Below are 22,561 nucleotides of genomic sequence, written 5' to 3' on the forward strand. Positions count from 1 at the left end.
CCCTCTGCCGTCACAAAAATGCCATTCTAAGATGAACAGAAACGTATGATTGCGTGGAAAACGCAGTATCGCAGGCGTCGGGGCCGGTTTGGAAACCACTGTTTCTGCGTTTCTCATACGCAAACGATCCGATTCAAATCCCTGATATTATCCCATGTATGCCCCGATTCCGCCCAGATTCAGAGCGATAGTCGGGTTGGAAATCAAGATCTGGGGAACGAGAATGGACCGACTGACCGAAATGGAAGCCTTCGCCAATGTGGTGGACCAGGGTGGCTTCACCGATGCGGCCAAGAAGATGGGCATCTCCAAATCGGCCGTGTCCAAACACGTCTCGAGCCTCGAAGCGCGTCTGGGAGCCCGGCTGCTGAACCGCACCACGCGCCGGGTGTCGCCGACGGAAATAGGCCTGGCCTATTATGACCGCGCGCGTCGCGTTCTGAATGATGCGGGTGAAGCGGATTCGCTGGTCACATCGATGCAATCGGCCCCGTCCGGACTGCTGCGCATCAGTGTTGCCACGGATTTCGGCGTCAATCACCTGTCGCCTGTCCTGTCCGATTTCCTGGCCGTCTACCCCGACATCACCGTGAACATGGTTCTGAACAACCGCTATGTCGAACTGATTTCCGAAGGATTTGATGTGGCCGTGCGCATCGGTGAGCTGGAAGACAGCACGTTGCGCGCCCGCAAGCTGACCGAAACGGTCAAACGCATGGTCGCCGCGCCCAGCTATATCGAACGGTTCGGGCGCCCGCAGAAGATCGACGATCTGAACGAACACAAGTTGCTGCACTATTCCAGCCAGTCGTCAGGCAATGTCTGGAAACTGACCGCACCGTCTGGCGAGAAGCGTCAGGTGCGCACCGCGGGTTGGCTGAGCGTGAATGACGGCCAGTCGCTGCTGAACGCGGCCATCTCGGGGCTGGGGATCGCGTATCTGCCCAGCTACCTTTATGCCGAAGCGTTGAAATCGGGGCGGGTTGTCGATGCCATGCCGTCCCTGCCGGACGAGGTACAGGGCATTTACGCCGTTTATCCGCCCGGCCGCTTCACACAACCCAAAGTACGGGCCTTCATCGATTTTCTGGTCGATGCATTCGAAGACAAAAGCCCGATGGATTGGTAGTTTCTCCCTGAAGACCAACCTCTGGCCCGCATGTCAAAGTGCGGGCCTTTTTTTATGAACCGATCACCGTCAGGCCGATGGATCGCGCGGAAGAGCGTAGGCTTTCCATCAATACGTTCTGGCCCGGCGGCGGCGTTTCGGCATTGCGCGCCAGCAATGCGATATCGCGATTGGCATTGGGAATGGACAGCGGGCGCAGCCGTACTTCGTCGCGGTAAATGCCCTGTCTGCGGGCAAACAGATCCGGCAGTACCGCAACCCCAACCCCCGAGGCCGCCATCAGGACAATGGAATCAAGCGTTGTGCCTTCATATTCATCCGAAACCACGCCACCGCATTCGGCTGCCAGCGCATAGACGATGCGCGACAGGCGGTGGCTTTGGTCAAGGGTCAGGAACAGCCGGTTCTGCAAGTCGGCCGCTCTGACGCCCTGTGGGTCTTGTGCCAGAACGTCGTCAACGGCCACCGCAACCCAGAGGGGTTCGTTGAACAAGCGGTGCTGAACGGTATTGGGGTGATCCTCGGGCGTTGACAGGATCAGGTCAAACCGACCGGATTTCAGGCCCTGTTCCAGATCGCGGGTGTTTTCCTCGCGCACGACAATGCGTAATCCGGGGCGCAGGCGGTGCACCTCTTTGATGGCTTGCGGCAACAGGTACGGCCCGATCGAAGGCAAAACGCCCAGTCGCAACCTACCGCCAACCGGCATATCGTTGGTCATGGCGTGGCGCAGGTCCTTGACCTCGGCAAGGATCTTTTGCGCGCGCGAGATGAACTCTTCCCCCTTTGTGGTCACCTGAATTCCACCGCGGTTGCGGTCAAAGATCCGAATGCCAAGCTCTTGTTCTACGGTTGCAATTTGCGCCGACAGGCTGGGTTGGCTGACATTCAGCACCTCGGCGGCCAAACTGAACCGCCCGAGGCGGCTGACCGTGACGATGTATTCCAATTGGCGCAGGGTTGGACGCATTTCATAGCCTAAAACTATATTAAACTTATAAAGATAGTATTTGGCGAAATCAATTTTGCAAGGCACCTAGCCCTGAAACGAGGGATCAGGAGACAAGTATGCCCGGAGTGATCGAGACGCTGTCCAGCAACCTGCTGGTGCCCACCATATTGTTTTTTGCCCTAGGGCTTCTGGCCGCTTTTGTACGCAGCGATTTGTCTATCCCGGCGGGCGCGGCCAAGTTCATGTCGCTTTACCTGCTGCTGGCCATCGGGTTCAAAGGCGGTGCCAGCCTTGCCGCGCATGGCATCCACCTGCAACTGTTCCTGACCCTGCTGGGCGGCGTGGCCCTGTCCTTTACCATCCCCTTCGTGGCCTTCGCCCTGCTGAGGGTTATGACACGGCTGGATGCGTTGAACGCAGCTGCGGTCGCAGGGCATTACGGCTCGATTTCGATTGTCACCTTTGTCACCGCCACCAGCCTGCTGGATCTGGTGGGATTGACCCATGACGGGTTCATGGTGGCGGTTGCGGCAGCGATGGAGGTGCCGGCCATTCTGTCGGCGCTGTGGCTGGCGCACAAGACCGGCGGCAATGGCGTCAGGGATGACAAGCTGTGGCGTGATCTGCTGGCCAATGGATCGATTGTGCTGCTGACCGGGGCGTTCCTGATCGGGGCCATTACCGGGGGTGAAGGCATGCAGATGATCGCGCCTTTCATCGTCACGCCTTTCACAGGAATCCTGTGTCTGTTTCTGCTGGATATGGGGCTTTCGGCTGGGCGCAGCCTGATCAGCAATCGCGACAAACTGTCGGTTGGCCTGTTCGCCTTTGGCGTATTGATGCCCCTGATCGGCGCGCTGATGGCCTGGGCCGTCGGTGCGGTGATCGGATTGCCGCAAGGCAGCCTGTTCCTGTTCATGGTGCTGTCAGCCTCGGCGTCTTATATCGCGGTTCCGGCCGCCATGAAAATTGCACTGCCGAAGGCCGAGGCCGGGATTTATCTGACCCTGTCGCTGGGTGTGTCGTTTCCGTTCAACATCACGGTCGGATTGCCGCTGTACCTGTGGTGGGTCAGTTGACGAGCAAGACCGCCTCGACCCGGCGGTTCAGCTCGCGCCCTTCGGGAGTTGCGTTCGAGGTGAGCGGGGACAGATAGCCGACGCCCTGCGCCTCGATCCGGTCGGCAGCCACACCATGCGCATCAATCAGACGGGTGCGGACCGACTCGGCCCGGCTTTTGCTGACCGCGATATTGGCCTGCAACGCGCCGGTGTCATCGGTATGCCCCACCAGCGCCAGGCGCATCTTGGGGTTTTCGGCCAGATACCCGGCCAGCAGGGTCAGAGAGGCGTATGTCCCCTCGTCCAACGCAACCTCACCGGTTGGAAAATGCAGATCGTCCAGTATCACGTGACCCGATGTTGCCAGCGCCTCAAGCAGCCCGCCCGACCCTTCGACTGCCTGTTCGATTACGACCGGAACAGGGTCCGGTGCATTCTGGGGTGTGACGCGGATCATCTGGACATACCCGTCCGGGGGGTTGCGACTGACCAACAGGCTGAGGGCAACAGGCCCCTTGGTGGCCGACAGGAACCGGTAATCCTGAATGGCGACATACATGTCCGGGGTCGGCACGACCTCGGTGCCAAAGCGGAAATCGAACCCGCCACAGGCGCGGGCATCACATTCGAACAGAATCTTGTAGCCCTGCGCCTCGATCTGGTCGCGCAGCGGGGTCAAAAGCTGGAGGGTTGTGCTTGAGCCCGCCTGAAGCCGCCACGTGTAGCGTTCAACCCGGCCTTCGAGGGTGTCAGCAGGCACCGCACCATTCGCGAAAGGCCCCGTTGGCAGGTCATAGCTGTCCAGCGGCGAGGTGCGGTCGCTGATTTGGCGGGCGCTGGCTGGAAGGGTCAGGTCCTGCGCCAGAACCGGCCCAGCCAGCAGCGTGGCAATGAGGGCGGCTGATCGGATCATCGAAACTGCGCGTGATACTCGGGGTTGGGCACCATTGCCGTGGCACTGGCTACCCGGTTGGACATGTTGAAGAACCCGGCGACATTGGCAATGTCCCAGATATCGCGGTCGGTAAAGCCTGCATCGCGCAGCTTCTGGCGGTCGGGTTCTTCGATCTCGGCGCTGGCGGTGGTCATTTTGGCGGCAAAGTCCAGCATCACGCGCTGCCGGGGCTCGATCGGGGCAACGCGGTAGTTCATCACCAGCATCTCACCCAGTTGCGGGTTGCCCGAAAGCTGCCGGACCGCCGCACCATGCGCGACCAGACAGTAGAAGCACTTGTTGATCGACGACACGACTACGGCAATCATCTCGCGCTCCAGCTTGGACAGGCCGCTGTTGGCCAGCATCAGATCATTATACATCGCCGTGAACGTGTTCAGCTTGTCGATATCGAAGGCGTTTGCCTTAAGCACATTCGGCACCATGCCCAGCTTTTCGACACAGATATCAAAATACTTCTGCGTTTCCGGCGGCAGCGGATCGACCATGGGCAGGTTCAGCGCGGTGGGCATGTCTTTCTGTGTCATGGCGACCCCTTTTGTTCAGACAAGGTGACGGTAATGGTATTCACTGGCGATCTCCATCCCGAGGGCGCGATAGAGACCATTGGCACCTTCATTGGCCTTGGTGCAGATCACACTGAAGGTTTGAGCGCCGTTGTCACCTGCCCAAATCGCCGCGGCGCGCATGGTCCACTGACCCAGCCCCTGACGGCGGTGCGCGGGCAGGATTTCAAGCGCATGCAGCATCGCGACATCGCCATGCATCGCCACGAAGGCTGCGCCGCTGGGTTGGTCGTTGTGGCGCAGCAGCAGACCGGTTTTGGGACCCTTCGCGCGCTCCATCACCGCCAGACGTTCGGGCCCGATCCCACCAGCCGCCCAGATTTCGCGCATGATTTCAAGCGGCTCCCAGACCGAAAACACCATGACCGGAGGGATCGGCTGATCGGTGAGGTGAGAGACGGGGCACGTATAGATGTTGACCGGATCAAGGATGTCATATCCCCGTTGCGCCAGCTTTGCATCCAGCGCTTCATCCCCCGGGCGCAGGCAGAAGATGGATTTCTGCCCCATGGCCTGCATCGCGGCCTCGGCCGCGTCGATATCGGCATCGCTGGCCGGGGCCAGTGCATTGGCCGCAGAAACACGCGAGCCACCTCCCTGCCCTTCGCGCAGTTGAAACGGCCCCAGCCTGCGATACCGCGCGGCAGGCCATGTGCCGTCGACGATGTCCGCCCAATCGCCGCTCAAAGCGCAAGCTCTTTCGCCAGACGGGTCATGGCCGCGTCAATCCGGCTGCCATCGGTGCCGCGCACCACCACGTTGGCCCCAAAGGCCCCATTGATCTGAAACGGATAGCAGCCGATGGACAGATCGCTGAAATCCTCGGCCAGCGCAGACAGGTTGGCGGCGATATCGCCTTCGCCCCGGTCCACGCGCAGGGTTTGCGACAGCAGGGGGCTGCCACCGGTCAGTGTGGGCAGGACGCTGGCGACCATGGCCTGAAACACCAGCGGCACCCCGGCCATCACATGCACGTTCTTCAGGGTGAAACCCGGCGCGGTCGAGACCGGATTGTCGATCAACGTCGCGCCATCCGGGATACGTGCCATGCGCAGGCGGGCGGCGTTCAGTTCCAGCCCGGATTTGTCGTAATGCGCCTGCAACAGCGCGCGCGCGTCGTCGCGAATGTCAATCGGGGTATCGAAGGCGCGCGCAATGCAATCGGCGGTGATATCGTCATGAGTCGGGCCGATGCCGCCGCTGGTAAAGACGGTGTCGTGGCTGTCAGACAGCGCTTTGACCGCCGCTTCTATGGCGGGGGCGTCATCGCTGACGATGCGAACCTCTTTCAGATCGATGCCGTGTTTTGCCAGCTCCTGCGCCAGATAATGCATGTTTGCATCGCGGGTGCGGCCCGACAGGATTTCATCCCCGATCACCAGCATTGCTGCGGTTGGATTGGCCATGGCGCGGACTCCTCTTGATCGTCTTCAGGGGCAGGTATAGGCCGTGAGACATGCGTTTTGAAACCCCTCTTGTCCCCGCCCGCCTGATCCGTCGCTACAAACGCTTTCTGGCCGATTGCCGTTTGGAAGACGGGCACGAGGTGACCGCCCATTGCGCCAATCCGGGGTCGATGATGGGGCTGGCCGAACCGGGTCAGATGATCTGGCTGGAGCCCAATGACGACCCAAAGAAAAAGCTGAAATTCGGCTGGCGGCTGGTGGATCACGAAAACGGGCATTTCACCGGGGTTGACACATCCGTCCCGAACCGGGCATTGCGGGCGGCGCTTGCGGCGCGCGAGATCCCCGAGCTGGCCGCCTATGACACTGTCCGGCCCGAGGTGAAATACGGGCAAAACAGCCGTATCGATTTCCTGCTGAGCGGCCCCGGCCTGCCAGATGCCTATATCGAGGTCAAAAGCGTGACGCTGTCCCGCCAGCCCGGTCTGGCCGAGTTCCCCGACAGCGTCACCGCGCGCGGCACCAAACATCTGGGCGAGCTGGCACAGATGGCGGCGCAGGGGCACCGGGCGATCATGCTGTACCTGGTGCAACGCACCGATTGCGACCGGTTCGCGCTGGCCGCGGATATCGACCCGGCCTATGCGGCGGCGTTTGAGGTCGCGCAGGCGCAAGGGGTAGAGCGGATGATTTGCGGGACGCGGATTGCGCCGGATGGGGTTTGGATTGACGTCAGTACCTTTCCAGTAATCAACCAGCATGACCCTGGCCTGCTGACGTAGCCCAAAATGCGCGCGATTGACTAAGGAGCACTGATTGAGACTGTTTGGCGCGCGTCTAAGACGCAGCAACCGCTTGTGCCATGAGTTTCAAATGCCTCATATCTGTACCGCAGCACCCTCCTATCACTGAAATTGACGGGTTGTTATGCACGACGTCCGCAATCTCTTGCCCAAGCACATGGGGGTCACCTTCGTCTAATTCCTCGGCCTCATCCAGTTCCGCATGAGAGCAACTTGATGCGTTTGCGACAACGCCTCTTAGTCTTGGATGGCGATTTAGCGCATCGGAAAAGTGGGTCGGATGGGCACAATTGACCATGAAGAACTGCGCAGCCGCATCCGTGGCGACATCGATTTGATCCAGCGCGTCTACAAGCTTTGTTCCATCAGCCAGACACCCGTCGGTTTCAACAACCAATGACATCACTATCGGTAGTCCAAAATCCTGCGCAGCCAGAATGCAGCCCGCTGCTTCGCTAGGTCTGTTGAACGTATAAGCTGTCACCAAGTCGACGCTGGTTTGTTTCAAAACGGCAAGCTGCGCACTGTGATACTGATGGGCATCATCGATCGACATGGCCGGAACGTCCGCATAGGGATCGTGGCGTGGGCCGACGCAAGCAGAAACCAAAACGTCATCTCGACCAGCGCTCTGACGCACGTCTTCCATTAACGCGACAGCATCCCGGTTTATTTCATCCAGTTGTTCGGCATCGTAACCCAGAGGAGCAGCCCGATCAGCATTGGCCATCCAAGTCGGTGCATCAAGTATACAACCCACTTCCATCTCGCCCGCCAACTGAACAAGCGCGTGCATCTGACCTGCCAGGACAGAACGGGTTTCTGGGTTCTCTAGCAATGGAAATGAGGCAAATCCCGGCAAATCTATGCCGTGGTTAAAGATCAGATCCGTGCCAGTTCCGGCAAAAACCAAATACTTTTTGTCTGTCTCGTGCGGGAGCTGTCGTGGCACTTCAGTGCGCTCCTTTAATTGTTGGAGTTCATCGCGACAATAACAGGGCAGAGGCTGTCTGTGAAATTTGCTGTGTAAACTGAACAAACACCAAACCGTTATGCGTCAACGCAATGGTCGATGGGTCAAACCGGATTTGAAACCTAACTGCAGTTCAAGTTCTTGAACTCTCGTGGTTCTGCCCCATGTGCCGCCTGATACACTGCGCCCTCTGGTACTTTCTGCACAAGCAGCGTAAAAGAAGTGCCGCGCGTAACAATTGGAGCTTTGCGTCGATGAAAGAGCATCGTGGCCGCCTGACCAAGGACGGTATCCGCATCTATGAACAGGGTGATTTTGCCGGGATGCACGCGGCGGGCGCTCTGGCGGCGCGGATCCTGGATGATATCGCCGCGCATGTCTTTCCCGGTCAGACCACGGGTGCGCTTGACGGGCTGATCACGCAGATGGTCGAGGATGCGGGCGCGACCTCGGCCACGATCGGCTATAAGGGGTATGAGCACGCCAGCTGCATCAGTGTGAACCATGTGGTCTGCCACGGTATTCCCGGTGACAAGAAGCTGAAGGATGGCGATATCCTGAACATCGATGTGACCGTCATCGTGGATGGCTGGTTCGGTGACACCTCGCGCATGTACGTGGCGGGCAAGCTGCCGCGCAAGGCCGAGCGTCTGATCCAGGTAACCCATGACGCGCTGTTCAAGGGCATCGAGATGGTCAAACCGGGCAACACGTTCGGCGATATCGGTCATGCCATTCAGGCCTATGTCGAAGCGCATCGGATGAGTGTTGTTCGCGACTTTTGCGGGCACGGTCTGGGCCGCGTGTTCCACGCGCCGCCGAATGTACTGCACTATGGCCGCCCCGGCACAGGCGCGGTTCTTGAGGAAGGCATGTTCTTTACCATTGAACCGATGGTCAATCTGGGCCGTCCCGAAACCAAGACACTGGCCGATGACTGGACCGCTGTGACCCGCGACAAGTCGCTGTCGGCACAGTTCGAGCATTCGGTGGGCGTAACGGCGAATGGGGTCGATATCTTTACCCTGTCACCGGGCGGCAAGTTTCACCCGACCTATTCGTCCTGATCGGCGGCCTGTTCGCGCAGGAGCTTCAGCAGCATCGTCTCAGCCCCCCAAGGGGTAACCGCATCGTGGATGAACACCGGCGCGCGCAGGGGTTTGGGGTCAGGTTTCGTCGTGACCTCGGCGTCGCGGGAGACTGTCCAGACAAAGGGTGTCAGAGCATGGTCCATGGCTGCACCCTAGCACAGTTGGGGGTCAGAGTCCCAACAGCGGGTGCGCCTGTGACATATCCGTGATCACCTCGGCCCCAAGATCGGCCAGCCTGTCACCACCGCCATGCGGCGCGTAGGCCAGACAGCGCATATTGGCCCGGATTGCGGCCGTAACGCCATTGTGGCTGTCCTCGATAACCACAGGGGCCTGTGCGCCGAAATTCTCGGCCGCCAGTTGGAACATCTTTGGATCAGGCTTGCCGGTGCCAAGCACATGGGCCGAGAACATCACATCTTTGAACCGGTCCCAAAGCCCGTTCTGGCCCAGCGTGATCTGCATCTTGTCCGGACTGCCGTTTGAGGCCACGCAATAGGGGATGCCCCGCTGATCCAGCGCCGCAAGCAGGTCCGCGACACCAGATACCAAAGGCACACCGGCGCGCAGGCGGTCGTAGGTTTCGGCATAGACCTGATCAATCCAGTCTTCGGGCAGATCAGCGCCCATTCCACGCGCCTTGTCGCGCACCCCGACCATTGTTCCGCCCACAAACAGGGACATGCATTCGGGCAAGGTCAGGTGCAGGCCATAGCCCGCTAGATTGTCCGCCAGCACCTGGTTCGAGATCACCTCGCTGTCGACCAGAACGCCATCGCAATCGAAAATGACCAGATCATGCACTTTGATCACCGTTCCGCATCAATGAGATATACGTGTCGCCATATTTGCGGCTGTCGTGCACCGTGAACCCGGCCGGAGCCTGCATCCGTGAGTTTTCTTCCCAAACCAGCAGCGCATCATCCGCGATCCAGCCATTGGCCAGCGCGTCAATGGCTTTCTGTCCCATGGCCTTGCCATAGGGCGGATCCAGAAAGATCAGATCGTAGGGCGCGCCCGGGTTTTCGCCCAACCGGGTTGCATCGCGGCGGATCAGGTCGGTGCGCCCGGCACTGCGGGTCAGGTCGATATTCTTGCGGATCAAACCCTGCGCCACGCGCCCGTCATCGACGAAGGTGACATGCGCCGCGCCGCGTGACAGCGCTTCGAGCCCGAGTGCCCCGGTGCCAGCAAACAGGTCCAGCACGCGCAGGCCGTCGAAATCGATCTGATGGGCCAGCACGTTGAACAGGCTTTCGCGCACCCGGTCGGTGGTCGGGCGCAGATGTGCGCCCGCATCGCCCTTGCCGACGGGGGTCAGGGCGCGACCGCGGAACTCTCCGGCGATGATCCTCATGCCTTGAGCAGCGGTTTAAGGTCTGCGTCCGGGTCAGCCACGACAGCCGGGTCGGCCGTTTTTCCCATCTCGATCAGGCGTTTGCCGACCATATAGGCGCGCGGATCGTTCATCGCGTCGACCGCAATCAGCTTGTCGCCGTTGTAATACCAGAAGGATACGGTCTGCCCTTCGCCCTGCCGCGTCACCACGCGGTCATAGCCGGTGTTCAGGCCCGCGATCTGAAGCTTGACGTCATATTGATCCGACCAGAACCACGGGGTTGCCACATAGTCCTTGGCCGCGCCCAGCATGTTCTGGGCCACGATCTCGGCCTGATCAATGGCGTTGGGGACGCTTTCCAGACGGATACGCCCTTCGCCATGCGGAAAAGAGGCGCAATCGCCAGCCGCCCAGATCGACGGGTCGGACGTGCGGCCATGGGCGTCGGTCCTGATGCCGTTGTCCAGGTCCAGTCCCGCCATCTCGGCCAGTTGGGTTGCGGGTGCAATGCCGACGCCTACCACAACAAAATCAACGTCCAGCTTTGTGCCGTCGGTCAGAACCGCGCCGGTGACCTTGCCGTTTTCGCCGATCAAATGATCCAGTCCCACGCCTTCGCGGATGTCAGCACCGTATGCACTGTGCAACGCGCGGAAATAATCGCTGGTCTCGGGCGCTGCGACCCGTTGCAGGATACGGTCGGCCATTTCGACCAGAGTGACCTTGACACCGCGCTTGGCGCAGACGGCAGCAGCTTCGAGACCGATATACCCGCCGCCCACGATCAGCGCGCGAGCGCCTTCGGTCACTTTGGGCTCCATCTCGTCGATATGGGCCAGATCACGCACCACATGCACACCGTCCAGATCGCCACCAATCGCGGCAGGCAGGCGGCGCGGGTCCGATCCGGTGGTCAGCGCCAGTTCGTCGTAAGAGATAACCTCATCCCCCAGCGTGACCGTTTTGGCCTTGGGGTCGATACCGGTGACGCGCTGACCCAGACGCAGGGTGATGTTGTTTTCCGTATAAAAACTTTCAGGCCGCAGGAACAGACGCTCAAGCTCCATCTCGCCCAGCAGATAGGCTTTGGACAGGGGCGGGCGCTGATAAGGCAGATGCGGCTCGGCCCCGATCAGAGTGATTTCACCCGCAAACCCGTCCTTGCGCAGACGGGCCACCAAAGACGCGCCTGCCTGCCCCGCGCCGATCACGACAATATGGCTCATGCTTTGCCTACCCCGCAGTTTTCAAGTGGTCACCGTGTTCAGACCACCTATATTGCGGCTAAGCCCAATTCTGCAAATCCAAACGACAGGAGCTGAATAATGATTTCAACAGGAGATACCCTGCCCGAAGCAACGCTGATCCAGATGGGTGCGAACGGGCCGGAAGAGGTGCGGATTTCAGACAAGACCAAAGGCCGCAAGGTGGTGATCTTTGCCGTGCCGGGGGCCTATACCGGCACCTGCACGACCGCCCATGTGCCCAGTTTCATCCGCACAAAGAAACAGTTTGACGCCAAGGGCGTGGACGAGATCCTGTGCCTTTCGGTCAATGATCCGTTTGTGATGCAGGCGTGGGGGCAATCCACGGGCGCGACCGAGGCGGGACTGACCATGGTATCGGACGCGGCGGCAGAGTTCACCAAGGCCATCGGCATGGATTTCGATGCGCCGCCAGTGGGGCTTTTCGCGCGGTCCAAGCGATATGCAATGCTGGTCGAGGATGGCAAGGTCACGGTGCTGAATATGGAAGAAAACCCCGGTGCCTGCGAAATTTCCGCCGGAGAAGGCCTGCTGGATGTGATCTGATTTTGATCGGCCCCGGTCCGACCGGGGCCTTTCGCCGCCAATTTAACTTGAAGCACCGCCCCAGAGCGCGAATACTTGGCCTATTCATACGGGGAGTTTTTTCATGAAACTTAACGCGTTCTACCTATTACTGTCCGGCGCAGCCCTTTTGGCGGCCTGTGGACCGGCCCCAACCCCGCAACAGCAAGCTGCACGCCAGCACGAAATTGCCTGTCTGGGCGGAACGTTGGGCGGGGCGCTGATCGGGGGCGCAATCGGCAACCAGTTTGGTGGCGGATCGGGCAAGACGATCCTGACCGCAGCGGGCGCTGCCGCTGGCGGCATCGAAGGTCAGAGATTCGCGTGCTGAGGAGGTCGATATGAAACAGTTAAGCCTGGTGGTATTCATGGTGGCTTTGGCCGGTTCGGGTCACGCCGAAAGCGTGGCTGAACTGCACGAAAACGAGTTGAAGGCCATCGACGCCAACAATGACGGGTTCCTGTCCAAAGACGAGTTCGATGCTTTCTCGGATTATGCCTTTCAGGCAATGGACGAAGACAGGAACGGTACTCTGGGTCAGGCCGAGGCCAAGCCGTTCATGGACATCAAACTGTTCCGCAACGCTGACCGAAACGGCGACAACGTAATCTCAAGACCTGAATTTGACACTCAGATGGGCGCGGATTTCCAGTCCGCCGATCAGGATGGGAATGGTCAGCTTGATTAATGGCAGGAGCATGAGATGAACAAATGGCTTGGGGTGACAGCGCTGGGGCTGGTTGCGGCCTGTGACGTGCCGCAGGCCCCGTTGGTGACAGGCCCGGACGGGCAGGCCCGCATTCAGATCAACCTGTCTGGCCTGACCTGTTATGAAAACAAGTGTCTGGATATCAACCCGGCCGCGCGCAGCGTGCGCCAGATCGGAAACAAGACCACGGGCATTCCAAGGGCGATTGACGTCAGCGACGGCACTGTCACGCCTGCCGAGTTCCGGCAGATGGGCACTGCCGCATCGCTGGCAGGCGGTGAAGGGTCAGGCCGCAACGATCGCTAGCACAGACTGTCCATCTTGCGGGCCAGCTTGGCATCCAGCGACGACAGGCCGCCCACGTCATGGGTGGACAAGACAACCTCGACCGTGCGGTAGACATTGAACCATTCGGGGTGATGGTTCCACTTCTCGGCCCAGATTGCCACCTGTGTCATCCAGCCGAAGGCATGGACAAAATTGTCGAAAATGAAGGTCTTGGTGATCGCATCGCGGCCTTCAACCATGGTCCAACCGTTTTTGAACAGCGGATCCAGCAGCGGGCCACGGGTTTCGGTCGACAAGAGTTCGGTCATTGCTGTTCCTCCGGGTTCGATTTCCTGAACGGGCCGTAATCCGTCAGAATCTCGATCTCTTCTTCCACTGCGTGGCCTTCGGCGTCCAGATATTTCTTGACCGCATCAGCAAAACCCGGATCGCCGACCCAATGCAAGCTATGCGTGCGTGTTGGCAGGTACCCTCGCGCCAGCTTGTGTTCGCCCTGTGCGCCTGCCTCGACCCGGGCCAGACCTTGGGCAATGGCAAAGTCGATTGCCCTATAATAGCACAGTTCGAAATGCAGGCAGGGATGATGTTCGATGCAGCCCCAATAGCGCCCAAAAAGGGTTTCTCGGCCGATGAAGTTCAACGCACCCGCAATGGGAAAGCCATTCCGTTCGGCCAGCACAAGGGCCATGTCTTCTGCCATCGTGTCCTGTGCAATATCAAAGAACTGCCGCGTCAGATAGGGTGAGCCCCATTTGCGCGATCCGGTGTCCTGGTAGAACCGCCAGAACGCGTCCCAGTGTTCGGGGCGCAGCTGGTCACCGGTCAGAGTGCGGATCTCACCGCCAAAACCACAGGCCTGCGCGCGTTCTTTCCGGATAGTCTTGCGCTTGCGCGACGACAGCGCGCTCAGGAAGTCGTCGAAATCTGAATAGTTATCGTTCAGCCAGTGAAACTGCTGCGATCGGCGCAGCATCAGGCCCATTTGCTCACCGGCCAGGGCTTCGTCTTCGGTACAGAAGGTCACGTGAAGGGACGAGACCCGGTTGTCAGCCGCAAGCTGCACCGCCCCCTGAACCAGCGCCGACATGCCGATCTGTTCATAGCCCGGACGCACCAGAAACCGCCGCCCGGTTGCCGGGGTGAACGGCACCGCGATTTGCAGTTTGGGGTAATACCGCCCGCCCGCGCTTTCATAGGCATGGGCCCAGCTGTGATCAAAGATGTATTCGCCCTGGCTGTGCGATTTGGCGTACATCGGGGCCACCGCGATCAGCATCCCGTCAAGATAGGCGGTCAGGTATTGCGGCTGCCAGCCGGTGCCACGCCCGACCGAGCCGCTGTCCTCCAGCGCCAGCAAAAAGCGATGTGTGGTAAAGGGATCAAGCGGCCGCCCGCCATCGGCAGCTTCGGGGCAGGCGCAGGCATCCCACTCTGCCGCTGAAATCTGCGACAGAGCGCCCAGTACCTGAACCTCGATCTGTGCTTGATCCATATGTCCTCCGCGCCTGTCCTTTATCTGTGACCGCACGGAGGGGGTTCAAGTCGAATGCGCGGCCAAATAGCCTTCGAAGGTCACATTGTCGGCAACCTTGCGGGCTTGTGCCTCTTGTTCGGGCGACCGGATTGTCCAGCACAGGATCGGCACGCCCCGCGCCTTGAGTTCCGCCACGCGGGGGCGCGACAGGTCCGCGGCTTCGTGGCTGATGAAACTGGCGCCGACACGGTCGAAATCCGGGATATCGCGCAGGTGATCGCAGACGCTTTGCGGCAAAAGCTCGACACTGGGTTCATAGGCGCAGGTCGTGATCCCGCGCGGCAGATGCGGGGCGAGCCGTGCCAGTTCAGCGACCGAGTTGGGATTAAAGGACATCAGAGCCACCGGGCCTTTGTAACCCTGCAACGCACGCACGGTGTCGCGTTCAAGCGCGCCCACATTCGTGCCCATCGCCCCGTCCTGATCCTTTAATTCGATCAGCAACGGCACCCGGCCCGCGACAATGTCCAGCACATCATCCAGTGTCGGAATGCCGTCATCCCCATGCAGAAGCGGCGTGCCAGAGGCGGCAAGTGCCGTGACCTGCTGAATGGGTCCCGACTGCCCGGTCAGGCGGGTCATGTCGTAATCGTGAAAGACCATTGCCTGGTCATCCGATGTCAGCTGAAGATCGATCTCGATCCCGTAGCCAGCCTCAATCGCGGCACGAATGGCCGCCCGGCTGTTTTCCGGGCGGTTCTTGGTAATGTCATGCAGCGCCCGATGCGCAATCGGGGCCTGCAAAAACACATCTGGTAAGGGCGGCGTCATTCGATTTCGAAAATGCCTTCGATCTCGACCGCGACACCCAGCGGAAGCGACGCCGCGCTGACGGCGGAACGCGAGTGGCGACCGGCATCGCCCAGCGCCTCGACCAGAAAATCTGACGCGCCGTTGATTACCTGGGGCTGTGCCGTGAAATCAGCGGTCGAGTTCACGAATCCGGTCAGTTTGATCACGCGGACCAGCTTTTCGATATCTCCGCCGCAGGCCGCCTTGACCTGTGCCAGCAGGTTGATCGCGCAGACACGCGCCGCCGCAGCCCCGGCTTCGACGTCCAAGTCATCGCCCAGTTTACCGGTGATCAGCTTATCAGTCTTCGAGATCTGGCCGGATACATACAGGATATTGCCGACACGCACGAAAGGCACATAGTTAGCCGCAGGCGCGGGTGCTTCTTCCAGCGTTACACCGAGGCTTTCCAGTTTGGCAGCGATGCTCATTGCGAGGGTCCTTCCCTAAATTCAACTCTGCGGGACGCTAACCGGGAAGCACGGATTGGGAAAGACGGAAACCGGCAAATTTCGGCCTTCCTGCGATCTGAGCGTATCTTTACTGAAAATTCACTGTTGATCGACGGTCACTTTACCCCACCGTGATGAACAGGTTACACGCAAGGTGTTTCATTTAAGACCTGAAACGACTATGTGACTGCAACTTGTGCCGCTCCGGCACGTGGATTTTGGTGGATTATTGATTGAATGTCCGGCAGGCGCATATGCCGGGCCATTTAGGAGAGACAAAGATCGTGTCGAGCAGATTTCGCCTGAAACACCTTGTTTTACTGTCGGTCATGACCCTTGTGTCCGCCTGTGCAACCACGCCACCCGAGGGTGCCTCGCGCAGTGACGTGTTTGATCCGTATGAAAATGCGAACCGGGGAATTCACAAGTTCAATCTGGGTGTTGACCGGTTTCTGTTCCGGCCGGCCTCGAAAGGCTATGTCAAAATCGTTCCTGACCCGATGGTCACCAGTTTCAGCACTTTTGCCGAAAACATCTCGCTGCCCGGTCAGGCTGTTGACTACCTGCTTCAGGGCAACCCGAAACAGATGGGCAACGCCCTGCTGCGCTTTGTGATCAATATGACCGTCGGTGGCTTTGGCCTGTCTTCGCCCGCTGATGAGCTGAACCTGCCACCGGTGGACACGGATTTCGGTGAGACCCTGCATGTCTGGGGGGTTGGCGAAGGCGCTTATATCGAGCTGCCATTCTATGGCCCGTCAACCCAAAGGGATGCGATTGGGGTTGTGGTCAACCTGTTCTCGAACCCGATCAATTTCAGCCCGACCCGCCCCGCCGACAACCTTGGCGTCTACGCCGAGATCGTACGGCGCATGGGGGATCGGGGCCGGTTCTCGGATACTGTCGATTCCATTCTTTACGAAAGTGCCGACAGCTATGCGCAGGCTCGCCTGATCTATCTGCAAAACCGCCGCTTCGAACTGGCAAGAGATGACGAAGACGCCTATCTGGACTTGTATTCTGACCCCTATGCCGAAACCGGAACGGACCCGGTGAGGGACCCCTATCTTGACCCCTATGAGGACCCCTATGCTGAATAACGCGTTGAACCGTCGTCATTTTATCGCAGCCGGGCTAGCGCTGGCAGTGCTGCCCGCACCGGCCTTTGCCCAGACCGAGGCCGCCGCCAAGGCGCTTGTGACCAGCGTGGTTTCCGACATCAACCGGGTGATCGAGTCGGGTAAATCCGAAAAAGCGATGCTGCGCGATTTCGAAAAGATCTTCGCGCAGTATGCCGACGTGCCGATCATGGCGCGCTATGCGCTGGGTGCGGACGCCCGCACAGCCAGCCCGGCCCAGCTGAAACAGTTCACCGCTGCCTTTCAGGGCTATATCTCGCGCAAATACGGCCGCCGCTTTCGCGAATTCATCGGCGGTGAAGTCGATGTGCGCAATGCCCGCAAGATCAAGGCCGGGTTCGAGGTTCGCACAATGGTCAAGCTGCGCGGATCAGCCCCATTCGATGTGACGTTCCTTGTTTCCGACAAATCCGGCCGCGACAAGTTCTACAACATGTTCATCGAAGGCGTGAATCTGTTGCTGACCGAACGCACCGAGATTGGCGCTATGCTCGATGCCCGCAAAGGCAACCTGAATCAGCTGATCACGGACCTGAAAAAGACGGGTTAAGCCGGTTCCGGCGCAAGTGAGCGCCGGAAAACGCGTTTTCTGTGCAATTCTGAAGGGCCAGGCTTGTCTGGCCCTTTTTCGTGAGGGTCCCCTTGGGCAAATCTAGGGCATGTAGCTGCGCACCAGCGCGCCTGCGACCAAAGCCCACCCGTCAGCGATCACGAAAAACGCCAGCTTGAACGGCAGAGACACGATGGCAGGTGGCACCATCATCATGCCCATCGACATCAATACCGCCGCAACAACAAGATCGATGATCAGAAAGGGCAGGAAGATCAGGAACCCGATCTGAAAGGCACGCGCGATCTCGGACAGCATGAAAGAGGGCATCAACACCGATAAGGGGGCCTGGGCAGACAGTTCGATCGCGTCACCGCCGGGGCGCAGGGCCGCCATTGCGTAAAACGTATCGGAATCCAGCCGGTTGGCCATGAAGACGCGAAACGGCTCTAACGCGCGTTCCAGCGCGGGCTCAACCGCCATGGTTTCTTCCATCATCGGGCGTATGCCCGCGGTCCAGGCCTCGGTGAACACCGGGTCCATGATGAAATAGGTCAGAAACAGCGCAAGACTGACCAAAAGCATATTCGGCGGTGATTGCTGCAGGCCAACGCCCTGCCGCAGGATCGACAGCACGGTGATCAGAAACGGGAAACAGGTGATCATGATCGCCAGACCCGAAGCAACGCTGAGCACCGTGATCAACAGGATCAACTGGATGGTGCGGGCCGAGATCGAACCGCCTTCGCCCAGCGACAGGGTCACATCCTGAGCTGCCGCCATTGACGGCAAGGTCACCACCACAGCCAGACCCAGCCAGATCACATAGCGCATCAGCCGATTCCGTTTTGCAGATCTGCAATCTCGGTCAGGCGCACGGCCAGTTGCCCCGCCTGATCGCCATCCATCTCCTCAAGCACCCCGCGTGCCACCAGCTGATCCCCGACATACAGGTCGACCGGGTCCTCGATCCGCTTGTCCAGGGTCAGCACCGCGTTCTCACCCATGTTCAGCAAATCCCGGATCAACGGGCGGGCGCGGCCAACCGAAACGGTCACTTCAATCGGAACCGTTTCGAAAGGATTGGGTTTTTCGGTTTTCGGGAACTGGGTGTCATTCATTGGACAAAGCCTTTCTTGCCTCAAAGACGTATGCGTCAAATGCCTGTGCAATGGTGGACAGCAGGGCCGCGCAATCAATCTCGCGCCGGCTTGTGCCGACCTGCAATCGCGCCTGTCCAGGCGCCAGGCCAGGGTCTTCGATGACTCGCGGTGCGGAGTGCAGGGTCTGCGGCAGCAGGGATTGCACGGCTTGCGCGCACCCTTCCGGCACCATAATTTGCATCGGTTGTTCGATTTCGACGCGCGCCATCTCGCAAAGTTGTTCGACGATCCGGGCGGCCAGCCCGCGTTCGACCATGTCAGGCAATACGGTCTGAACCAGGCTTTCGAACATCGGTTCCAGAGACAATGTCATCCGGGTAAGCGCCTCGTGACAGGTGAAGGACATATCCTCGAGCGATCCCGCCAGTTCGGCCGAAACACGGTCGCGGTTCTGTTCCTGCGCCTGCGCGGCATCCTCCCAACCGGCATCGTACCCGCTTTCGAACGCGGCAAGGCGTTGTTCTTCCAGCGTTTCCTCGTCCAGATACAGAACGGCTCCGGCGTTGGTCCGGGTGGTGAAATCCTCAAGCAGATGAGCGATGGACATCACACGCGCTCCTCACCTTCTTCAAGCCAGCTGCGAAGGATCTCGACCGTTTCTTCCTGCTTGTCGCCAATCATTGCGCGCAACCGATCAACCGGATCCCCGGTGGCACTGACCCCAAGCGCGGGAACGGTCCCTTGTTGGGGCAGCGGCGTGAACTCTGCCGATCCATCCGCTGCAATTTCACCGGTCAGGGCCGACGGGGCTGGTGCCCCTCCCTCCGCGGCTGGCAAAAGCGCCGGGACCATTGCGGGTTTCATCAGGATTGGACGGATCACGAACAACGCCAGCACCAGCGACACCAGCGCCAGCGCTGCCATCTGGATCAGTGACATGGCGTCCAGATGGATGTTTTGCCAAATCGAAGAGGAAACCAGCGTGCCTTGCGGCGCGACCGTCGGTAAATCCAGTGATTTCAGCGTGATGACGTCCCCACGCGCGGCGTCAAATCCCACAGCCGAGGCCACCAGCTCCTCAAGTGCGTCGAGTTCCGTCTGTGGCAGCGGCGTGAAGGATTCAGCGCCCGCGGCATCCACCGCCCGCGTTCCGTTAACCAGAACGGCAACCGTCAGGCGTTTGATCGCACCGGGGGCGGTGTGCACCTCCAGCTCGGTTTCGGAAACCTCGTAATTCACCCGCTCGCGTGTCTGGGTCCCGGTCGAATTCGATTCCTCCCCCCCCGCGCCATCGCCGTCGGGCAGGTTTGAGGCCACCGTGACATCAGCTGACTGATTGCGCACGCTGTCGGAGCGTTCCTCGACATCTGTGCTGATCGCCACTCTGCTTTTGGGGTCAAAGCGCCGCTGACGCAGGGATTCTGTCCTGGTTTCGGTATCGACGCTGACCTCGACAACCGCATTCCCCGTACCGACACGCGCTTCGACCAGACGCAGAACCCGTTCCCGCAGCTGCCGCGCCTTGTCATCTGCCGTGTCAGCGGCCACGGCGGTGTCCTGCCCGCCAATCACGGACCCGTTCGAATCGATCACAGTCACGCTTTCAGGCGACAGACCACTAACGGCCGAGGCGACAAGAAACCGGATGGCCTTGGCCTGATCACCGGTGATATCGCCCCCCGAGGGCACCAGATAAACCGAAGCCGTCGGTGCGACGCTGCGCTGAAACGGATTGGCAGAGCCATTGGCGATATGAACGCGGGCCTGGCTGACATGCGGGCTGCCCACGATCGTGCGCGCCAGTTCCCCCTCTTTCGCGCGCCAGTAGGCGGCATCAAACATCTGGGATGTGGTGCCGAAGCCGTTCAGCGAATCCAGTAATTCATAGCCCTTGTTGCCATTGGCCGGCAGACCTTCGCTGGCCAAAGTCATCCGCAACTCGTCCCGCTGTGCGCCAGAGACGTAAATTGATCCGCCCCGAATCTCGTAGGTCACGCCACGCTGATCCAGCGCGCGCACGATATCCCCGGCGGCACCGCTTTCCAGACCCGCGTAAAGCAAGGTCATCGACGGCGCTGTCGCAAGGCGCGACATCCCGAGGATCCCCAGAAACACCAGCACAACCGCACCGGCAACGACGATTTGTTTACGCCTGTCCAAACTTGCCCAGACAGTTCCGATCTGCTGCACGCTCACCTCCGACTCGCCGACATTCTGCCCGGCGCGTCCTCTGTTTGGACGATTGCCCTTAACAATCGGTTAGTCCCTGCAAGGTTATGACAGGGCAGATCACAGGAATGAGGACGTCATGACCGACGCAACGGCTGAACAGGCGGAAACCCCGGAAAAGAAGGGGAAAAAAGGAATGATCGTCGGTGTGATTCTAGCCATCGCCGGTGCCGCCGGTGGGTATTTCCTGACCTCGTCCGGGCTGCTGCCGCTGGGAAACAAGGCCGAGACAGCGGAAAGCCATGACGTGGACAAGGATGAACCGGCCAAGGCATTGGCGGATGTTGCCTTTATCGATTTGCCGCCGGTGATCGTTTCGGTGAATTCCGGCGGCGCGCGGCATCTGAAGTTTCACGCACAGCTTGAGGTTAACGCCCCGTACATGACTGACGTGGAAAAAATGCGACCGCGAATCATGGATGTCCTGAACGGGTATCTGCGGGCCGTCGAATTGAAGGATCTTGAGGATTCACTGGCGTTGATGCGCATCCGGGGCCACCTGCTGCGCCGCATCGAGATTGTCGTTGGCGAAGGTCGCGTGAGCGACGTGCTGGTGATGGAATTTGTTCTGAACTAGGAGGCGAAATTGGAGCTGATTGCGGATATTTTGCTGGTCGCCGGCGCTATGGGTGCGGGTCTGTATTGTTTTGTGCTGTCGCGCCGTCTCAGACGTTTTGCCGATCTTGAAAAGGGCGTAGGCGGCGCGGTGGCGGTGCTGTCGACCCAGGCGGAAGAGCTGCGGAGATCACTAGATGATGCGCGCAATGCCTCTGATCAGTCGGGCGATCAGCTTAGGGCGCTGACGGGGCGTGCCGAAACGGTGGCACAGCGGCTGGAACTCATGATGGCGTCAATGCATGACGTTGTGCCTGAAAAAGACACTGATCCCCAACCCGAGGCAGAGGTTTCCGCGACAAACACCACCGCCGAAGTGCCGGAGGACGAGAAGCACGAAGACAAACCAAAGCCGCAGGCCAACGAAGCTGCTGCGCCCGAAGAACAGACACGCGTACCTGAGGGGCTGATGTTCTTCCGGCATGACCGCAAGCAAGGCGAGGCGCAGGCATGAGCCGTCCGCGGATCAACACTCCCAACGCACGGCCCCGCGGAGGTGTACTTGCCGTGATCTCATTGCTGATGATCGGCTCGGCTGCCATCCGCATCGGGCTGGAAGCCGGACCCGCCTTTGCCAAACCTGCGAAACCTGAAGCGGAACACGATGAACCCGCCCCGTCCGACACCCGTGACATGCAGGTTCTGCTGACCGAGCTTCTGCGCCGGGAAGAACGTGTCAAACAAAAGGAAGACATGCTGCGCGAGCGGGAAAACGCTCTGAAAATCGCGGGTCAGGCTATCGAGATGCGCATGGCCGCGCTTGAGGAGGCCGAGGAGTCGTTGCGCACCACTCTGGCGCTGGCGGACAGGGCGGCGGAACACGACCTGACGCGCCTGACCGATGTCTATCAGAACATGAAGCCGAAGGATGCGGCCGCGCTGTTCGAAACCATGGACCCAACCTTTGCCGCCGGGTTTCTGTCACGCATGTCACCGGATGCGGCAGCCGGGGTTCTGGCGGGGCTCAGCCCCGAAGCGGCCTATACGATCAGCGTTGTCATGGCGGGCCGAAACGCCTCGGCCCCGCAGGAATAGCCGCCAGTTT

At 59.9% G+C, this 22,561-nt stretch carries 31 protein-coding genes; 13 read left to right on the forward strand and 18 right to left on the reverse strand.

What is annotated here, in order from left to right; all coding sequences use genetic code 11:
• The first annotated feature begins 223 nt into the window (after positions 1-223).
• Positions 224-1,129, forward strand: coding sequence for a LysR family transcriptional regulator (locus I9182_RS12290; RefSeq protein WP_209505110.1), 906 nt, complete (start codon positions 224-226; stop codon positions 1,127-1,129).
• 52 nt (positions 1,130-1,181) lie between these two features.
• Here the strand turns inward: I9182_RS12290 and I9182_RS12295 are convergent, their stop codons facing one another.
• Complete coding sequence (locus tag I9182_RS12295; protein ID WP_209598433.1) at positions 1,182-2,099, reverse strand: hydrogen peroxide-inducible genes activator; 918 nt, start codon at positions 2,097-2,099, stop codon at positions 1,182-1,184.
• Positions 2,100-2,197: 98 nt separating this feature from the next.
• Between I9182_RS12295 and I9182_RS12300 the strand changes: the two genes are divergently transcribed.
• Entirely contained in the window at positions 2,198-3,160 is a 963-nt protein-coding gene (locus I9182_RS12300) for a sodium-dependent bicarbonate transport family permease (RefSeq protein WP_209598434.1), read from the forward strand.
• Here the strand turns inward: I9182_RS12300 and I9182_RS12305 are convergent.
• From I9182_RS12305 to I9182_RS12320, 4 genes are read right to left on the reverse strand one after another with little or no spacing between them, the layout of a single operon-like run.
• Positions 3,153-4,055 (reverse strand): OmpA family protein, encoded by a 903-nt coding sequence (locus I9182_RS12305; RefSeq protein ID WP_209505113.1) that lies wholly within the window; start codon positions 4,053-4,055, stop codon positions 3,153-3,155. The genes I9182_RS12300 and I9182_RS12305 overlap by 8 nt on opposite strands.
• The gene (locus I9182_RS12310) at positions 4,052-4,624 is read right to left on the reverse strand and encodes a peroxidase-related enzyme (RefSeq protein WP_209598435.1); all 573 of its coding nucleotides are present in this window, start codon (positions 4,622-4,624) and stop codon (positions 4,052-4,054) included. The genes I9182_RS12305 and I9182_RS12310 overlap by 4 nt, the downstream gene beginning before the upstream one ends.
• Before the next feature lie 15 nt (positions 4,625-4,639).
• A complete protein-coding gene (locus I9182_RS12315) occupies positions 4,640-5,350 on the reverse strand; it encodes a GNAT family N-acetyltransferase (protein WP_209598436.1) in 711 nt (236 codons plus the stop codon).
• Positions 5,347-6,069 carry a molybdopterin-binding protein gene (locus tag I9182_RS12320; RefSeq protein WP_209598437.1) on the reverse strand — a complete coding sequence of 241 codons (723 nt, stop codon included), beginning with the start codon at positions 6,067-6,069 and terminating at the stop codon, positions 5,347-5,349. The genes I9182_RS12315 and I9182_RS12320 overlap by 4 nt, the downstream gene beginning before the upstream one ends.
• Positions 6,070-6,119: 50 nt before the next feature.
• Between I9182_RS12320 and sfsA the strand changes: the two genes are divergently transcribed.
• The gene (gene sfsA / locus I9182_RS12325) at positions 6,120-6,851 is read left to right on the forward strand and encodes a DNA/RNA nuclease SfsA (RefSeq protein WP_209598438.1); all 732 of its coding nucleotides are present in this window, start codon (positions 6,120-6,122) and stop codon (positions 6,849-6,851) included.
• 55 nt (positions 6,852-6,906) lie between these two features.
• Here sfsA and I9182_RS12330 read toward each other — a convergent pair whose 3' ends face one another.
• On the reverse strand, positions 6,907-7,824 hold the full coding sequence (locus I9182_RS12330; RefSeq protein ID WP_209598439.1) for a homocysteine S-methyltransferase family protein: 918 nt from the start codon (positions 7,822-7,824) through the stop codon (positions 6,907-6,909).
• Positions 7,825-8,099: 275 nt separating this feature from the next.
• Between I9182_RS12330 and map the strand changes: the two genes are divergently transcribed.
• Positions 8,100-8,912 carry a type I methionyl aminopeptidase gene (map, locus tag I9182_RS12335; protein WP_209598440.1) on the forward strand — a complete coding sequence of 271 codons (813 nt, stop codon included), beginning with the start codon at positions 8,100-8,102 and terminating at the stop codon, positions 8,910-8,912.
• Here the strand turns inward: map and I9182_RS12340 are convergent.
• From I9182_RS12340 to I9182_RS12355, 4 genes are read right to left on the reverse strand one after another with little or no spacing between them, the layout of a single operon-like run.
• Positions 8,900-9,079: a hypothetical protein gene (locus tag I9182_RS12340; RefSeq protein ID WP_209505120.1), complete on the reverse strand. Its 180-nt coding sequence runs from the start codon at positions 9,077-9,079 to the stop codon at positions 8,900-8,902. The genes map and I9182_RS12340 overlap by 13 nt on opposite strands.
• Positions 9,080-9,104: 25 nt before the next feature.
• Complete coding sequence (locus I9182_RS12345) at positions 9,105-9,740, reverse strand: HAD family phosphatase (protein WP_209598441.1); 636 nt, start codon at positions 9,738-9,740, stop codon at positions 9,105-9,107.
• On the reverse strand, positions 9,733-10,293 hold the full coding sequence (gene rsmD / locus I9182_RS12350; protein WP_209505122.1) for a 16S rRNA (guanine(966)-N(2))-methyltransferase RsmD: 561 nt from the start codon (positions 10,291-10,293) through the stop codon (positions 9,733-9,735). The genes I9182_RS12345 and rsmD overlap by 8 nt, the downstream gene beginning before the upstream one ends.
• Positions 10,290-11,501: an FAD-dependent oxidoreductase gene (locus I9182_RS12355; protein WP_209598442.1), complete on the reverse strand. Its 1,212-nt coding sequence runs from the start codon at positions 11,499-11,501 to the stop codon at positions 10,290-10,292. The genes rsmD and I9182_RS12355 overlap by 4 nt, the downstream gene beginning before the upstream one ends.
• 99 nt (positions 11,502-11,600) lie before the next feature.
• Between I9182_RS12355 and I9182_RS12360 the strand changes: the two genes are divergently transcribed.
• From I9182_RS12360 to I9182_RS12375, 4 genes are all read left to right on the forward strand, one after another.
• Positions 11,601-12,086, forward strand: a complete 486-nt coding sequence (locus I9182_RS12360; protein WP_209598443.1) for a peroxiredoxin — start codon at positions 11,601-11,603, stop codon at positions 12,084-12,086.
• Between the two features lie 103 nt (positions 12,087-12,189).
• On the forward strand, positions 12,190-12,435 hold the full coding sequence (locus I9182_RS12365; RefSeq protein ID WP_209598444.1) for a glycine zipper 2TM domain-containing protein: 246 nt from the start codon (positions 12,190-12,192) through the stop codon (positions 12,433-12,435).
• A gap of 10 nt (positions 12,436-12,445) precedes the next feature.
• Positions 12,446-12,793, forward strand: a complete 348-nt coding sequence (locus I9182_RS12370; RefSeq protein WP_209598445.1) for an EF-hand domain-containing protein — start codon at positions 12,446-12,448, stop codon at positions 12,791-12,793.
• A 15-nt stretch (positions 12,794-12,808) separates the two neighbouring features.
• Complete coding sequence (locus I9182_RS12375) at positions 12,809-13,120, forward strand: hypothetical protein (RefSeq protein ID WP_209598446.1); 312 nt, start codon at positions 12,809-12,811, stop codon at positions 13,118-13,120.
• Here the strand turns inward: I9182_RS12375 and I9182_RS12380 are convergent.
• Genes I9182_RS12380 through I9182_RS12395 form a run of 4 tightly spaced genes read right to left on the reverse strand, consistent with a single transcriptional unit; the run spans position 13,117 to position 15,859 of the window.
• On the reverse strand, positions 13,117-13,410 hold the full coding sequence (locus I9182_RS12380) for a 4a-hydroxytetrahydrobiopterin dehydratase (protein WP_209505128.1): 294 nt from the start codon (positions 13,408-13,410) through the stop codon (positions 13,117-13,119). The two genes, I9182_RS12375 and I9182_RS12380, sit on opposite strands and share 4 nt — an antisense overlap.
• Entirely contained in the window at positions 13,407-14,594 is a 1,188-nt protein-coding gene (locus tag I9182_RS12385) for a GNAT family N-acetyltransferase (RefSeq protein WP_209598447.1), read from the reverse strand. The genes I9182_RS12380 and I9182_RS12385 overlap by 4 nt, the downstream gene beginning before the upstream one ends.
• Before the next feature lie 45 nt (positions 14,595-14,639).
• Positions 14,640-15,407, reverse strand: coding sequence for a glycerophosphodiester phosphodiesterase family protein (locus I9182_RS12390; RefSeq protein WP_209598448.1), 768 nt, complete (start codon positions 15,405-15,407; stop codon positions 14,640-14,642).
• Positions 15,404-15,859 (reverse strand): RidA family protein, encoded by a 456-nt coding sequence (locus tag I9182_RS12395; RefSeq protein ID WP_209505131.1) that lies wholly within the window; start codon positions 15,857-15,859, stop codon positions 15,404-15,406. The genes I9182_RS12390 and I9182_RS12395 overlap by 4 nt, the downstream gene beginning before the upstream one ends.
• Before the next feature lie 350 nt (positions 15,860-16,209).
• On the opposite strand from I9182_RS12395, the gene I9182_RS12400 reads away from it, so the two are divergent.
• Both I9182_RS12400 and I9182_RS12405 read left to right on the forward strand, forming a co-directional pair.
• The gene (locus tag I9182_RS12400; RefSeq protein WP_245222636.1) at positions 16,210-16,980 is read left to right on the forward strand and encodes a VacJ family lipoprotein; all 771 of its coding nucleotides are present in this window, start codon (positions 16,210-16,212) and stop codon (positions 16,978-16,980) included.
• On the forward strand, positions 16,970-17,569 hold the full coding sequence (locus I9182_RS12405; protein ID WP_209598450.1) for an ABC transporter substrate-binding protein: 600 nt from the start codon (positions 16,970-16,972) through the stop codon (positions 17,567-17,569). The genes I9182_RS12400 and I9182_RS12405 overlap by 11 nt, the downstream gene beginning before the upstream one ends.
• Before the next feature lie 102 nt (positions 17,570-17,671).
• Here I9182_RS12405 and fliP read toward each other — a convergent pair whose 3' ends face one another.
• Genes fliP through fliF form a run of 4 tightly spaced genes read right to left on the reverse strand, consistent with a single transcriptional unit; the run spans position 17,672 to position 20,862 of the window.
• Entirely contained in the window at positions 17,672-18,403 is a 732-nt protein-coding gene (fliP, locus tag I9182_RS12410) for a flagellar type III secretion system pore protein FliP (RefSeq protein ID WP_209598451.1), read from the reverse strand.
• Entirely contained in the window at positions 18,403-18,690 is a 288-nt protein-coding gene (locus tag I9182_RS12415) for a FliM/FliN family flagellar motor C-terminal domain-containing protein (protein ID WP_209598452.1), read from the reverse strand. Before I9182_RS12415 ends, fliP begins: the two co-directional genes overlap by 1 nt.
• Positions 18,683-19,279 (reverse strand): ABC transporter ATP-binding protein, encoded by a 597-nt coding sequence (locus I9182_RS12420; protein WP_209598453.1) that lies wholly within the window; start codon positions 19,277-19,279, stop codon positions 18,683-18,685. Before I9182_RS12420 ends, I9182_RS12415 begins: the two co-directional genes overlap by 8 nt.
• Positions 19,279-20,862, reverse strand: a complete 1,584-nt coding sequence (gene fliF / locus I9182_RS12425) for a flagellar basal-body MS-ring/collar protein FliF (protein ID WP_209598454.1) — start codon at positions 20,860-20,862, stop codon at positions 19,279-19,281. Before fliF ends, I9182_RS12420 begins: the two co-directional genes overlap by 1 nt.
• 118 nt (positions 20,863-20,980) lie before the next feature.
• On the opposite strand from fliF, the gene I9182_RS12430 reads away from it, so the two are divergent.
• From I9182_RS12430 to I9182_RS12440, 3 genes are read left to right on the forward strand one after another with little or no spacing between them, the layout of a single operon-like run.
• Complete coding sequence (locus I9182_RS12430; protein ID WP_209598455.1) at positions 20,981-21,478, forward strand: flagellar basal body-associated FliL family protein; 498 nt, start codon at positions 20,981-20,983, stop codon at positions 21,476-21,478.
• A 9-nt stretch (positions 21,479-21,487) separates the two neighbouring features.
• A complete protein-coding gene (locus I9182_RS12435) occupies positions 21,488-21,970 on the forward strand; it encodes a DUF6468 domain-containing protein (protein WP_209598456.1) in 483 nt (160 codons plus the stop codon).
• Entirely contained in the window at positions 21,967-22,551 is a 585-nt protein-coding gene (locus tag I9182_RS12440; RefSeq protein ID WP_209598457.1) for a hypothetical protein, read from the forward strand. Before I9182_RS12435 ends, I9182_RS12440 begins: the two co-directional genes overlap by 4 nt.
• The last annotated feature ends 10 nt before the right edge of the window (positions 22,552-22,561 follow it).

It is taken from the genome of Ruegeria sp. HKCCSP351 (genome assembly GCF_017872535.1).
GTDB lineage: Bacteria > Pseudomonadota > Alphaproteobacteria > Rhodobacterales > Rhodobacteraceae > Ruegeria.